Raw genomic sequence first — 13729 nt, forward strand, 5'->3', positions numbered from 1 at the left:
GACGAACACGCCGAGGCCCTTGAGGCGGACCTGCTCCGCTACTACGCCACCGATCTCCTCGACTGGCACCGGGGCGAGCTCTCCAGCCGTCGCCTGTGGGTCATGATCAAGCACCTTCCGGCGGACAGCGCGGCGCAGCGCCAGATCCACGGCGAGGCGGCGGAGTGGTCGCTCGCCGACCATCTGCTCGCCGCGGCCGTGGACCATCTGGCCGTCGCCAACTGGATGTTCCAGTGCGTGAACACCGGCGAGGACGACGAGACCCCGGATCCGCCGAAGCCCGTTCCGCGCCCGGGCGTCACGGCCGAGGACGAGGAAGAGGACGAGCAGGCGCCGGGTGAGCCGGCGCGGGACGCGGCCGTCTCCCCGACCGCTCTCGCCCGCTTCTTCGGCTGAGCCCCCCTGAGGGGGCGTCGTGCCGCCCCCCGCAGCCCCCGGTGCCCGCTCCGTCAGGAGGCGGGCTCCGGGGGCGCTTCCTGTGCTCGCTCCGCGGCCAGCTCCTCCTCCAGGCTCCTGGCCCGTTCGGAGAGCCGGCGTCCGCGCCGCTCGGGGGTTCCCGGCTGGCCGGGTACGTTGCTGAGCGGGGGCACGATCGGCCGGCCGCCCTTGCCGCGGACGACCTTCCGCACCGGCTGCGGGTTCCGGCGGGGGCGGCCCTCCTGGGCGGTCACCCGGACGTCCGCCTCGGGCTCGGGCTCCGGCTCGGGCCCGGAGGCGTGCTCGGGCTCCGGCTCGTACAGGGGCGCGGGGACGGGCGCGGGCTCCGGCGCGTACGTCTCGTGCTCCTCGGGCTCCGGCTCGGGGCGCTGTTCGAACAGTTCGCGCTCCCGGCGGACGCGCTCCTCGGCCTTGACCACCGCGGCCGGGGGCTCCAGGAACCGGGCGAAGGGCAGCGGGATGACACGGGCCCCGTCCTGGGGGCCGCTGTCGGTGCGCCGCTGCGGGCGCCGTATACCACGCGCGTCGCCCTGGCCCTGCGCGTAGGCGTCGGCCACGCGCCGCTCGTACTCCCTGCGGATGCGCGGGAGTTCGTCGGAGACGGCCTCGGCCCAGCCGGCGGTGAACGCGGCGGTCTCGCGGCGGTCCACCTCGGCGCGGGGCAGCACGACGAGGTCCTCCGGGGCGTAGCCGGCGACGTGGACGAGCTCGGCGAGCCGCGCGAAGAGATGGGGCAGGTCGGGGTGGGATTCGAGCCAGTCGGCGACCTGCTCGTGCCGGTTACCTGCCGGCTCCGTGTCCATGCGTCAGCACTGCCTTCCAACCCCCTGGGGTCCCCACGCGCCCCTCGCGCCCCCGGCTCCCCGAATGAGTCAGGTCCGGGGAACGCGCCTTCCAGGGTACCCGGTCGCACAGAAGCTCTGTTCGAGGACCAACCCCCACGGGAATCCGGCCAGAAGACACGCCGTCAGACGTTTCCCGCTCGACAAACCCCGAACAGGTGTTCCAAACTCTGTTCGCACAGTAGTTCGAAAACGTGGTGCCCCCGCCTCACTCCGCGGCGCCGCCACACACGCACGGGCACGTAACGGAAGGCAGGCGTCCATGACTCAGCAGGCCGAGGCATCCCGACCGCACATCCCGCTCCAGGACCGCCTCCGCCAGCTCCTCGACGGACCTGTCGCCCTCGACAAGAGAGCGTTGCTCGGCACGCTGTGCGCCGAGGTCAGCCGCTACGAGACCCTCGCGTACACGGCGGGCTGGAACGACGCCCTCGCGACGACGCGCCACGGCTCCCGCCGGGACGCCGACGCCTAGCCCTCCGAACCGCCCCTACGCACGAGCCCCTGCCGAAGCTCCACACCGGCAGGGGCTTTTCGGCGCTTGGCCCTCACCGGCCGGAAGCGGAGCAGAACATGCCAGAAGTAACGACCGGGGATCTCTCGATCCAGATCGCCGGCCTCAACCACAAACTCCGGATCGTGGACGGGGGCTGGCTGCCCTCCACCGAGTGGCTGAAGGGAAAGCTGGCCCCCCTCGACCTCCTCGCCGACATGAAGGCGAAGATCGAGGACGTCCACAAGGAAGTCGTCAAGAACCCGGTCTCGGAGTACTGGGAGGCCGCGGGCTTCGACGGCATCGCCGCCGGCATCGAGAAGCTGTACGAGGGCGAGGGCCTCGGCACCGCCCTCAAGTACTGGCTGTCGAACGGCGCCGGAGCCTTCGCGGCCGTCCTCATCGGCGGCATCGGCGTCTACATGGCGGGGAGGTTCGTCTCACTCCGCCGGGATCTGCAGGAACTCATCAGCCGCCTCCCCGGAGCCACCCCGGGCATGATCCGCGGCTACGACGAGAACGGCGACGTCAGGCTGCAGAGCCGCCGGGACATCGAGGCCCGCGAGCGCCGGGTCGCCAACGGCGGCACCAGCCTCGCCGACCTCCCGAGCAGCCCGGACATCGCCCGGGTCGGCCCCCTGCGCGAGCAGCTGGAGAAGCTGAACGTGGAGGTGCTCAAGTTCAACAGCCGGGCCCCCGCGTTCTTCCAGTCCTTCCGCAAGCTGCCGACCGAGGCCAAGGCCGAGAAGGCCGCGAAAGCCGTCAAGAGCATCGCCGACGCCATCACGGGCATCGACCACTCCCAGATGCAGCCGGTCGCCGAAGGCGTCAACAAGATCAACAACGCCATGCGGAACGCCGACCCCAAGAAGGTCGACAAGGTCGCCAAGGCCACCGACAAGCTCAAGAACGCCATGCTCGGCTTCAATCCGGCCAAGATCCCCGAGGCGAGCAAGCTCCAGGGCGTGGACACGGAGCTGAGCAACATCGCCACGGCGGCCGGAACCCTGCGCACGAAGTTCAACGAGCTGAGGCAGTCGGTCCAGTCCCTCGACCAGCAGATCGGCGCGACCGGCGCCTGACCCCACCCCACCACGGAAGGAGGTAACCCATGTCTCTCGTCAAGTCCCTCAAGAACGCGTCCGACGGCCTGCGCAACCTCAAGACCCAGGCCTCCGGCGCCGGCACCTCGGTCAAGAAGGTCGGCGACGCCGGAAAGTCCGCGTCCGGCCAGCTCAAGACCCTCAAGACCAACGCCCAGGGGTCCAACACCCAGCTCAAGAACCTCAAGACGGCCACGGACCAGGCCGAGAAGTCCATGGCGAAGGCCGGCACGACCGCCGAGTCCGCCGGCAAGAAGATGGGCAAGTACGAATCCGGCGCGGGCAAGGCGTCCAAGGGCCAGGACAAGCTCAACAAGTCCATGAAGGGCAACTTCCTCGCCCGCCTGATCGAACTCTTCATGCCTCTCATCGAGAAGATCGTCGAGATGGCGATGCAGTCGAAGACGATGCAGAAGATCCTGAAGAAGGCCTTCGACGCGATCAAGACCGTGATCAGCTCGGTCATGAAGGCCATCGGGCCGATCATGAAGAAGGCCGGTCAGCTGATCAAGACGGTCTGGAACGGCATCAAGTCGGCCATCTCGACCGTCGTCAAGGCCGTCGCCACCGTCGTCAAGACCTATGTGAACATCTGGAAGACGGTCATCACCACGGTGATGAAGGCGATCAAGACGGTCATCAGTTCCGTCTGGAACGGCATCAAGTCCGTCATCACCCCGGTGGTGAACTGGATCAAGAGCGCGATCCCGAACGCCTTCTCGGCCGTCAAGGACAAGATGTCCTCGATCTGGAACGGCCTCAAGGGCATCGCGACCCGGGCCTTCGAAGGCATCAAGAGCGGCGTATCCGGCCCGGTCAACGCCGTCATCGGCCTGATCAACCGGATGATCCGGGCGGTCAACGGCGTCAAGGTCAGCGTCCCCGGCTGGGTCCCGGTCGTCGGCGGCAAGACCTTCGGCGTCAACATCCCCACCATCCCCATGCTCGCCACCGGCGGTGTCGTCATGCCGCGCAGCGGCGGAGTCCCGGCGATCCTCGCCGAGGCCGGCGAGGCCGAGGCCGTCCTGCCGCTGTCCAAGCTGGACCGGCTGCTCGCCATGACCGCCCGCCGCGCCCGGATGACGGCGCAGCTCCAGTCCGGCAGGGGCGGCGGCGGTGCCGGGCTGCACATCGAGAACTACCACGCGGCCCGTAACAGCGACCCGCAGTCCACGGCGGACGCGCTGATGTACCTGGCGAAGGCACGCGGATGAGTGCCGCCGCCGTCCGGATGCCGGCGTTCAGGCGCCTGACGCCGACGATGACCTCCCTGCGGCAGGGCGCCGACACGGCCGGCGGCACGCTCAAGCGGCTCAAGCAGGACGTCCAGTCGGCGGCCGGCGGCGTCGCCCGGTTCGCCACCGACCTGCGGACCGCCGGCACCTCCGTACGCACGCTCGGGAGCACCGCGTCCGGCACGGCGACCTCCCTCGGCCGGATCCAGCGGTCGAAGGCGGCCGCCGGCCTCAAGAAGCTCGGCGCCGCGGCCGGCAAGGTCCGTACCGCCGCGGGGAAGCTCGGTCCCGCGGTCGGCGCCGTCCTGGCGATCCTGGCCCCGCTGCTCCCGATCACCGACACCGTCACCAAGCTGATGGACACCTACGGCACCCTCATGACCATCGCCTCGGTCGCCATGACCGGTGTCAACCTCGCCATGCGCGCCAACCCGCTCGGCTTCGTCCTCGGCATCCTCATGCCGGTCATCTCCTGGCTCATCGAGTACGCGGTGAACAGCGAGACCGGGCAGAAGATCATCAAGCAGGTCATGCAGCAGGCGCTGAAGGGCTTCCAGTCCGTCTGGACGTTCCTCCAGCCGGTCCTGAAGCTGATCGGCCAGGCGGTCGCGACGTACTTCAAGGGCTATCTGGCCGTCTTCACGACCTTCCTCAAGGTCATCGGGAACGCCGTCAGCGGTTTCTCCCGCGTCCGCACCTCCGTCACCTCCGCCACCCACGCCCTGCGCGGCATCGCCTCGCGCACGATCGGCGGCATCAAGGACGCGGTCCGCCCGTTCCTGTCCTTCTTCACCGACAAGATCCCGGGCTTCTTCCGCACCGCCAACGACGCGGTCGGCAGGGCCCTGCACGGCATGGGCGAACTGATCAAGGGCGCCCTCACCGCCGTCCTCGGCGTCGTGAAGGGGCCGATCAACGGCCTCATCGCGTTCGCCAACTGGATCATCGACGGGCTCAACAAGCTGAGCTTCAGCATCCTCGGCAAGAAGTTCGGCGTCGACATCGACAAGATCCCGATGCTCGCCGAGGGCGGCGTCGTCTTCCCCGGTGCCGACAGCGCGCCGCGCATCGACCCGCTCACCGTCCTCGACACCCGCCGGGTCCCCGCGATCGCCGAGCCGCCCCGGCAGCCGTACCGCATCAGGGACTTCTACGAGGACCCCGGCGCCGGCCCCCGGTCGACCGCCGAGGACCTGCTCTTCCTCGCGGCCGCCCACTGCTGAAGTCCGCTCACCCGACACCCCCTCAGAAGTGAGGTGACGGCCCCATGGCCGAGACCACCACCGCCTACGCCGGAAACACCTTCACCGCCGACCTCGCGCCCGGCTCGCTGATCACCCAGGACGGGCAGATCCAGTGGGCCGGGCTCCTCATCGGCCCCGGCACCCCCTTCAACGTCGACCGGTCCGGCCTCCAGGGCTGGGAGGACCTGCCCGAGTACGACTCCTCCGACGCCGACCGGCCCACCTCGCACGGCGCCTGGCCCGGCTCCCGGTACGCCAAGCCGCGCAAGATCAGCGGCACGATCGTGCTGATGCCGGAGTACGACGCCGCCACCGAGGCCATCCGCGCGCTGCGCCAGTCGCTCGCCCTGCTCGACGAGGAGCGCTGGCTCACCGTCCGGCTGCACGGCGAACTCCTCGCCGTGCGCGCCCGGATCGCCCAGCGCGTCGTCCCCGCCGACCAGGGCTTCGCCACCCAGGGCAGCTCCAGGATGTCGATCCAGTGGCTGGCCGCCGACCCGCGCCGCTACGCCGTCAACGAGCAGACCGCGAGCACCACGGCCCCGCAGCCCGAGACCGGGCTGACCTGGCCGCCGGAGGGCCTGCAGTGGCCGCTCTCCTGGGGCCAGGCCACCTCCACCGGCGACGCCGTCGCCGAGAACACCGGCTCCGCCGCCGCCCACCCGCTGATCGCCTTCCGCGGCCCGTGCTCCATGCCGACCGTCACCGAGCGGATCAGCAAGCGCCGGCTGCGGTACGCGATCGACCTCGCCGCCGGCGACGAGCTCGTCGTCGACACCGCCAACGGCACGGTGATGCTCAACGGCACCGCGTCCCGCCGCCACACCGCCATGGCGGACTCCAGCCCGGAGGAGCTGTTCGTGCTCGAACCGGGCCGCACGGAACTGGCGTTCCGGCCCGACGAGGCGACACCGGAGGCCGTCATGACGATCCGCTGGCGCAGCGCCGAGTGGTGACCCGGGCCCCGCTCATCCCCTCGACCGCTCCCCGCTCCCCGCTCCTCACGAAAGAGGTGAACCCATGACCGTACGGGCCGCCTGGCTCCAGCCCACGGGGCAGACCCGGGAGGACACCCGGATCGCCCTGTCCGCGCTCCTCACCCCCAACGGGCAGAGCGCGGCGGAGACTCCGCTGCGCTCGCGTCCCGGCATCGTGCCGGGCGGCCTGGTGCTGACCGGCACCGGGCCGATGCAGTGCTCGATCGGCACCGGCCGGGCCGTCGTCCAGGGCGGCGACACCGCCCAGGGCGCGTACATGCTCGCGGTGACCGCCCCCGAGACCCTCACCGTCGCCGACGGCGACCCGCAGAACGGCCGGATCGACCTGATCGAACTGGCCGTCCTCGACGACGCCTACGACAAGAGCGGCTCCACCACGGCCGTGATCCGTCTGATCAAGGGCACGCCCTCCGCCACCCCGGTCGCCCCCAACTCCGGCCCCGGCAGCGCCTTTCCGCTGTACACGGTCTCGGTCCCGGCCGGCACCTCGGCGGGCACCGGCGGCGTCCAGTGGAACACCCCGGGGGTCGTCGCCACCCAGCACTACCCGATGACGGCGCTCGGCGGCATCATCCCGACCAGCGGCTTCAAGGGCGCCTACCCGGGCCAGTACCGGGACGTCGCGGGCCTGCTCCAGCGCTGGGACGGCACGACCTGGATCTCGTACCCGAAGCACATCGGCGGGATCGCCCCGCACGGCACCATGACCAACGGCGGATACACCGGGCAGTACCGCGACAACGCCGGGATCCTCCAGCGCTGGGACGGCGCGGCCTGGCAGTACGCCGAAGGCAAGGCGACGATCCTGTTCAGCGCCTCGCAGACCGCGATGCAGAGCGTGCCGGCCGGCACCTGGACGCCGATCACCCTGCAGAACGTCGACATCGACGACTTCACCGGATGGAACGGCACCGAGAGCTTCGTCGTCCCGCGCACCGGCTGGTGGCGGGTCTCCGGCCACGTCGCCTGGAACGGCGACTCCACCACCGGGGTCCGCGGCGCCCGCATCCACCTCGGCGGCGTCGGCGTCCCCCGGATGACCTGGCTCGCCCCGGCGTCCACCGGGGCCGTCACCGTCGGCGGCCAGGGCCTGATCAAGCTCACCGCCGGAAACGTGCTGCAGCTCGCCGGCTACCACAACCACACGGCCGCGGTCCGCACCCTCGGCGGCTCCGGCTACTACTCCAACCTCTCCGCCCAGTGGATCCGGTCCTGACCCCGCCCTCCCCGTAACCCGATTGGAGCAACCCCATGAACCTGCGCAGCAGCTGGGTCCTCGAGACCGGCCAGACCCGCGAGGACACCCGCCTCACCCAGATGGGCGCCACCAACCCGCTCAACCCCGTCCAGGTGCGGTCCGGCATCCTGCCGGGCTCGTACGACGGCAAGTACCGGCTCTCCGGCTTCTGGATGACGAACTCCGCCGCCATGTCCGCGGTCGTCTCCGAGGGCCGGGCCGTCGTCCAGGGCGACATCTCGCAGGGCGCCTACCCGGTGACGCTGCCGACCTCCGAGGTCGTCACCTTCGCCCCCGGCAACGCGCAGTTCGACCGGATCGACCTCGTCGTCCTGCGGATCTACGACAAGCTCTACGAGGGCACCCGCAACGAGGCCGTCATCGAGGTCATCCAGGGCGTCCCCGAGGCGAACCCGAAGGCCCAGCAGGTCCCGCCGCGGAGCCTCCCGCTGTACGAGGTGCGGGTCCCGATCGGCGCCAGCGCGGGCAACGGCGGCATCCCGTGGGCCTCCGCCCTCAAGGACCTGCGCTCCACCGTCGTCTCCGCGGGCGGCATCCTCCCGGTCGAGGGTCCGGTCCAGCCGGGCGCCTACCCGGGCCAGTACCAGGACACCCCGAACAGCCAGTTCCAGCGGTGGGACGGCGGCAAGTGGGTGTCGTACCCGGAGGCCGTCGGCGGCATCATCCCCGCCTCCGCCTCCACCACCCAGGGCAGCTACACCGGCCAGTACCGGGACACCACGGGCGTGCTCCAGCGCTGGAACGGCTCGGCGTGGGCGCCGGCCTTCCCGGGGCCGTACTTCGCCGACCAGCTGGACGCGGGCTACACCCTGTCGACGACGTACGTGAACACCCTGCTCGACCGGACCACGAACCCGTTCACGCTGACCTTCACGGCCCCGCCCTCCAAGAACGTGCTGATCACCTTCGGCACGCGGGTGGAGACCATCCTGGAGTCCGGCACCAACGCCGCCGCGGGCGCCTGGATGTGCCTGAAGATCACCCAGGGCAGCACGGTCGTCCGTGACCTGGACGACGAGTACGCGGTGAAGGGCGGCCGCTCGTCGGCCCCGGCGGACGGCGTCTCCGCCTCGACGGTGCAGCGCCTGTCCGGCCTCACCCCCGGCGCCCCGTACACGCTCACCGCGTACTACCGCACCACGCACACCAACATCCGCGCGTGGTTCGACAACAGCTTCATGCAGGTCACCCCGCAGTACTGAGCCCGCGCGGCCGCCGCCCCGCCCACGCCCCGCCCGACAGGAGAACCGCATGCCCGTACGATCCGGCTGGCTGACGCCCACCGGCCAGACCCGTCAGCACACCCGACTCACCCACATCGGCGCCACCACCCCCGCGAACCCGCTGGCCTCGCGCTCCGGCATCCTGCCCGGCACGTACGACGGCAAGTTCCGGGTCGGCGGCCTGTGGATGGCCTCCACCGGTCCGATGACGGCCACCGTCTACCACGGGCGGGCCGTCGTCCAGGGCACCAACACCGACGGCGCCTACCCCGTCACCCTGGACCAGGACATGGTCGTCACCTTCGGCGACGGGGACCCGCTCAACCCCCGGATCGACCTGGTCGTGCTCCGCGTCTACGACCACGACGCCGACACCCAGGGCAGGTACGAGGCCGTCGTCGAGATCGTCAAGGGCGAGGCGAAGGCCGCCCCGGTGGCCCCGGCCGCCCCGGCCCGCTCGCTGGTCCTGTTCAGCGTGAAGGTCAAGGCCGGGGCCTCGGCGGGCAACGGCGGCATCGACTGGGCCGGCGGCGCCTCCACCGACCTGCGCACCACGCTGGTCGCCGCCGGCGGCATCCTGCCCGTCTACAACAACGCCGGTGTCCCCGGCTCCTACCCGGGCCAGTACCAGGACAACGACAACGCCCACTTCCTGCAGCGCTGGGACGGCACCGCCTGGACCGCCTACCCCAAGGAGATCGGCGGCATCGCGCCCGCCGGCACGATCACCACGGGCAGCTACCCCGGCCAGTACCGCGACAACGGCGGCCAGCTCCAGCGCTGGAACAACAACGCCTGGACCGCCTACCAGCCGCCCGTCGAGGTCGAGACGGTCAGCACGGGGGCCACCCCGGCCGCCGGCTGGACCCTGGGGGCCTTCGCGGGGCGCAGGACCCGCGGCGTGGCCACCGTCTCCGTGACGGTGGCCCGCAGCGGTCCCGACCTCACCGCCACCACCGCCGGCAACCTCAGCCCCGACGAGCTGGTCTGCACCCTGCCGACGGGCTGGCGTCCCACGATCGCCTACGAGGCGTCCGGCACCGACTTCTACGGCCAGGGCGCCTTCACCTTCTCGCCCGACGGCAACGTCCACGTGCGCACCTGGTCCGCCAACGGCGTCATGACCGCCGGACGGAACATCCGCATCACCGCCACCTACGTCCTCTGAGGGGCCCTCGATGGCCATCGACACGCCCTACCGGGCGATCTTCTGCGACCTGCTCACCGACCAGACACTCGACATCCTTCCGCTGCGGGACGTCTCCTTCGACGACTACATCGGCAAGGCCGGCTCGCTCTCCGGCACGATCCCCATCCCCGACAAGGCCATCGCCGAACGCGTCAAGAAGGTCCGGGAGGGCCGCACCGCGGTCTACCTGGAGCGCGGCGGGGACCTGTGGTGGGGCGGCATCGTCTGGACCAGCACCCTGCAGTCCAGCGGCCGCGGGGTGCTCACCCTCGGCATCCAGGCCGCCACCTTCGACTCGTACGCGGGCCGCCGGCGCATCCGCACCGACATCACGTACGACACCCCCACCCAGCAGCTGGAGATCGCGCGCAGGCTGTGGGCCGAGCTCGACGTCCAGACCTACCCCGGCGACCCGGACGCGGAGAACCCCAAGCGCCTCGGGATCACGTTCGGCGACGAGCAGCCCCGGAAGCCCGAGATCAAGCGCACCGTCTCGTGGCGGAAGGGCGACGAGACCGTCTACCTGGACGCGCTCAACCAGATCGCCGAGATGCAGGACGGCTTCGAGCACCAGATCCTGGTCTACCGCGACCCCGTCTCCGGACAGCGGATCCGGCAGCTCCGGCTCGGCGAGCCCAAGATCGTCAACGGCTCGACCGACCTGCTCTTCGACCGCCCCGGCGTCATCCTGTCGTACTCCTTCCCGTACGACGCGACGCGCGGCGCCACCACCGCCGTCGCCCGCGGCGCCTCGGCGAACGCCAACGCGGCGGCCGAGTCCCGGCCGCTGTACGGCAAGGAGCAGTACCGCAGCGAGCTGCTCGCCGACGGCTGGCCGCTGATCGACCTGTCCTCGGACCACAACGAGATCACCGACGAACTCGCCCTGGAGGCGCTGGCCTCGGCCGAACTCGACCAGGTCATGGGCGCCGTGGTGATCCCGACGATCACCATCCACCTCGGCGGAATCGTTCCGCCCGCGCTCATCGGACGCATGGCCCGCATCCGGATCCACGACGAGTGGTTCTCCCAGGGCCTCGACGCCCGCTACCGCATCATCGGCGTCAAGGTCACCCCGCCGGAACGCGGCCGCCCCGACACCGCCGAGCTCTACCTCGAGGAGTCCTGATGCCCCAGCTGCCCGAGGACATCATCGACCGGCTCAACCAGATGGAACGCCGGCTCAAGGACCTGTCCACCGCCGTCAACACCCGGCCCGCGGTCAACGAGTTCCGCCCGACGCAGACCGGCAGCGTCACCATCACCCGGCCGCTGTTCCGGATCTTCGACGGCTACAACCACGAGATCTTCGCCGACGACATCATGACCGGCGGCCTCGCCCGGCCCTGGCTGCCGCTCATGCCGCCCCTGGCGAGCGACACGAGCAAGTGGCCCTCCACCACCGCCGCCGCCTTCACCACCGTCGCCCGCTGCTCCAACCCGATCTGGCAGCCGAAGATGCGGCTCGCCGTCAACACGGCGGCGTCGACCGGCGGCGCCGGCCAGGTCCGGGTCCTCGTCGACAACGTCCAGTTCGGGCCCGTCGTCACCGCCGGCACCACCTACGACCACCTCGGCCTGCTGCCCGGCGACATGAAGACCCGGTTCGGCCAGACGATGTACATCGAGATCCAGGCCCTGGCCACCGCCGGCACGGTCTACGCCCAGCCCGCCCTCATCCACGGCGCCCAGACCTGACCCACCCGCCGAAGAGCGACCACGAGGAGCACCCATGAACATCGACCCCACCCAGCCCTGGGGCGTGGCCATCGACTACGCGGGCCGCGCCGTCGTCACCGAGGACGGCCACACCCTCACCGTCCGCGTGTACGACAACACCATGGGCTACACCCTGCAGCGCGACCCGGTCACCGGGCAGTACCCCTCGGTGTACATCACCGCCGAGGTCAACGAGAGGGGCGCCGGCGACACGACCCTGCGCGGCTACGGCCTGATCGTCGTGGACGCCAGGGACGGCGTCCCGGCCGTCCCCGACCAGAGCGCCGTCCAGCGCGCGGTCGCCGCCGCGCTCGCCGACTTCGAGGCCCGTCGCACCGCCTACGCCGCCCTGTGCGCGACCTGGGCCCCGTCGGCCCCTCCGGCCCCGTAGGCCCGTAGAACCCTTGAGGCCTCGCAGGGCCCCGTAGGCCCGACCCGCGCCCCACCTCGTCCACACGCCCGACCGGCTCCCGGTGCGGGCTTTTCTCATGCCCGCACCCCGCCCGCTCTCCCGTCCGGAGGACACCAGATGGCCACTCCCCTCACCGCGGAACGGCTCCTCGCCGCGCTCCGCGCCGAAGGCGTCACCGTCGTCGAACACCCCGGCTGGCGCACCCACAACCGCAACGGCCACGGCGCCTGGGGCCCCGTGACCGGCGTGATCATCCACCACACCGTCTCCGCCGGCACCGCGAACACCGTCGAGATGTGCTTCGACGGCTACGAAGGACTCCCGGGCCCGCTCTGCCACGGCGTCATCGCCAAGGACGGCAGCGTCCACCTCGTCGGCAACGGCCGCGCCAACCACGCCGGCGGCGGCGACCCGTCCGTCCTCCAGGCCGTGATCAGCGAGACGTACGGCGACCGGCCGCCCACCCCCCGCCAACACCAGGGCAGCTCCGGCGCCGTCGACGGCAACTCCCGCTTCTACGGCTTCGAGTGCGTCAACCTCGGCAACGGCACCGACCCCTGGCCGCCCGCCCAGCTCGACGCCATCGAACGGGTCTCCGCCGCCCTGTGCCGGGCCCACGGCTGGGGCGCCCGCTCCGTCATCGGCCACAAGGAGTGGTCGGACTGGAAGGACGACCCCCGGGGCTTCGCCATGCCGACGATGCGCGACCGGATCCAGGCCCGGCTCAACAAGGCCCCCGCCAAGCCCGCGCCCGACGCCGGCAAGCCGGCCGCCCCCCGACTCCAGCCCTTCCCGGGCACCTCGTTCTTCCGCAAGGAGACGAGCTCCCCGGTCATCACCGCCATGGGCCGCCGCCTCGTCGCCGAGGGCTGCTCCGCCTACACCGTCGGTCCCAGCCCCCGCTGGGGCGAGGCCGACCGGCTCAGCTACGCGAAGTGGCAGCACAAGCTCGGGTTCCGCGGCACCGACGCCGACGGCATCCCGGGCGCCGCGTCCTGGAACGCGCTGAAGGTCCCCTACACGAAGTGACCCCGAGGAGCACACCGATGTCCGATGCCGCCAAGCGCACGGCCCGTACCGTCCTCCAGTCCGCCGTCGGCATCGCCGTCGTCCTCCCCGCGATCGTCGACGCCTCCGGCATCCCCGCGACCCTCCCCTGGGTCGCGGGGGCGCTGGCCGTCGCCGGCGGGCTGGCCCGCGTGATGGCCCTCGACCTGGTGCAGAACCTGCTGCCATCCTGGCTGCGCCCCACCCCGGGCGGTGCCGATGACCGAGCCTGACCCGAACGACCCCGTCGCCGTGGCCCTCGAACTGGAGCGGCTCCGCGGCACCCTGGAGGCCGGTTTCGCCCGCGTCGACGGCTCGCTCGCGCTGCTCGTGCAGCGCAGCGACCAGACCGACAGGCAGCTCGCCGACCACGAGGCCCGCCTCGACGACCTGGAGCGGGCCCGCTGGCCGCTGAGCAGCATCGCCGCGCTCACCGCGAGCGCGGGCCTGCTCGTCGCGGTCTGGGAACTGGCCGCGCGCTGACACGCCGAAGGGCGGCCACCCCGTCGCCGGGGTGACCGCCCTTCG

General features: G+C 71.3%; 16 protein-coding genes. 15 read left to right on the forward strand and 1 reads right to left on the reverse strand.

Annotation, left to right across the window (positions count from 1 at the left end; genetic code table 11):
* Nucleotides 1-102 precede the first annotated feature (102 nt).
* Nucleotides 103-396 (forward strand): hypothetical protein, encoded by a 294-nt coding sequence (locus ABTY59_RS02660; RefSeq protein WP_352017050.1) that lies wholly within the window; start codon nt 103-105, stop codon nt 394-396.
* Between the two features lie 53 nt (nt 397-449).
* Here ABTY59_RS02660 and ABTY59_RS02665 read toward each other — a convergent pair whose 3' ends face one another.
* Nucleotides 450-1241, reverse strand: coding sequence for a hypothetical protein (locus tag ABTY59_RS02665; protein WP_352017051.1), 792 nt, complete (start codon nt 1239-1241; stop codon nt 450-452).
* A gap of 301 nt (nt 1242-1542) precedes the next feature.
* Here ABTY59_RS02665 and ABTY59_RS02670 point away from each other — a divergent pair, with 301 nt between their 5' ends.
* The 14 genes from ABTY59_RS02670 to ABTY59_RS02735 all read left to right on the forward strand — a co-directional run bounded on the left by ABTY59_RS02670 (nt 1543) and on the right by ABTY59_RS02735 (nt 13684).
* Entirely contained in the window at nt 1543-1755 is a 213-nt protein-coding gene (locus ABTY59_RS02670) for a hypothetical protein (protein ID WP_352017052.1), read from the forward strand.
* A gap of 98 nt (nt 1756-1853) precedes the next feature.
* The gene (locus tag ABTY59_RS02675; RefSeq protein WP_352017053.1) at nt 1854-2855 is read left to right on the forward strand and encodes a hypothetical protein; all 1002 of its coding nucleotides are present in this window, start codon (nt 1854-1856) and stop codon (nt 2853-2855) included.
* Between the two features lie 29 nt (nt 2856-2884).
* A complete protein-coding gene (locus ABTY59_RS02680) occupies nt 2885-4090 on the forward strand; it encodes a phage tail protein (RefSeq protein WP_352017054.1) in 1206 nt (401 codons plus the stop codon).
* Nucleotides 4087-5334 carry a phage tail tape measure protein gene (locus ABTY59_RS02685; RefSeq protein ID WP_352017055.1) on the forward strand — a complete coding sequence of 416 codons (1248 nt, stop codon included), beginning with the start codon at nt 4087-4089 and terminating at the stop codon, nt 5332-5334. Before ABTY59_RS02680 ends, ABTY59_RS02685 begins: the two co-directional genes overlap by 4 nt.
* A 44-nt stretch (nt 5335-5378) precedes the next feature.
* Nucleotides 5379-6311, forward strand: a complete 933-nt coding sequence (locus ABTY59_RS02690; RefSeq protein WP_352017056.1) for a phage distal tail protein — start codon at nt 5379-5381, stop codon at nt 6309-6311.
* A gap of 64 nt (nt 6312-6375) precedes the next feature.
* Nucleotides 6376-7569, forward strand: a complete 1194-nt coding sequence (locus ABTY59_RS02695; protein ID WP_352017057.1) for a hypothetical protein — start codon at nt 6376-6378, stop codon at nt 7567-7569.
* Between the two features lie 35 nt (nt 7570-7604).
* On the forward strand, nt 7605-8813 hold the full coding sequence (locus ABTY59_RS02700; RefSeq protein WP_352017058.1) for a hypothetical protein: 1209 nt from the start codon (nt 7605-7607) through the stop codon (nt 8811-8813).
* A 49-nt stretch (nt 8814-8862) separates the two neighbouring features.
* On the forward strand, nt 8863-10002 hold the full coding sequence (locus ABTY59_RS02705) for a hypothetical protein (RefSeq protein ID WP_352017059.1): 1140 nt from the start codon (nt 8863-8865) through the stop codon (nt 10000-10002).
* Nucleotides 10003-10012: 10 nt separating this feature from the next.
* Nucleotides 10013-11152 (forward strand): hypothetical protein, encoded by a 1140-nt coding sequence (locus ABTY59_RS02710; RefSeq protein ID WP_352017060.1) that lies wholly within the window; start codon nt 10013-10015, stop codon nt 11150-11152.
* Complete coding sequence (locus ABTY59_RS02715) at nt 11152-11721, forward strand: hypothetical protein (protein WP_352017061.1); 570 nt, start codon at nt 11152-11154, stop codon at nt 11719-11721. The genes ABTY59_RS02710 and ABTY59_RS02715 overlap by 1 nt, the downstream gene beginning before the upstream one ends.
* Before the next feature lie 34 nt (nt 11722-11755).
* Nucleotides 11756-12133 carry an ATP-binding protein gene (locus tag ABTY59_RS02720; RefSeq protein ID WP_352017062.1) on the forward strand — a complete coding sequence of 126 codons (378 nt, stop codon included), beginning with the start codon at nt 11756-11758 and terminating at the stop codon, nt 12131-12133.
* A gap of 138 nt (nt 12134-12271) precedes the next feature.
* Nucleotides 12272-13183 (forward strand): peptidoglycan-binding protein, encoded by a 912-nt coding sequence (locus tag ABTY59_RS02725; RefSeq protein ID WP_352017063.1) that lies wholly within the window; start codon nt 12272-12274, stop codon nt 13181-13183.
* A 17-nt stretch (nt 13184-13200) separates the two neighbouring features.
* Nucleotides 13201-13434 (forward strand): hypothetical protein, encoded by a 234-nt coding sequence (locus ABTY59_RS02730; protein ID WP_116159371.1) that lies wholly within the window; start codon nt 13201-13203, stop codon nt 13432-13434.
* The gene (locus tag ABTY59_RS02735) at nt 13421-13684 is read left to right on the forward strand and encodes a hypothetical protein (protein ID WP_352017064.1); all 264 of its coding nucleotides are present in this window, start codon (nt 13421-13423) and stop codon (nt 13682-13684) included. The genes ABTY59_RS02730 and ABTY59_RS02735 overlap by 14 nt, the downstream gene beginning before the upstream one ends.
* Nucleotides 13685-13729 lie beyond the last annotated feature (45 nt).

The organism is Streptomyces sp. NPDC096079 (assembly GCF_040303145.1).
GTDB lineage: Bacteria > Actinomycetota > Actinomycetes > Streptomycetales > Streptomycetaceae > Streptomyces.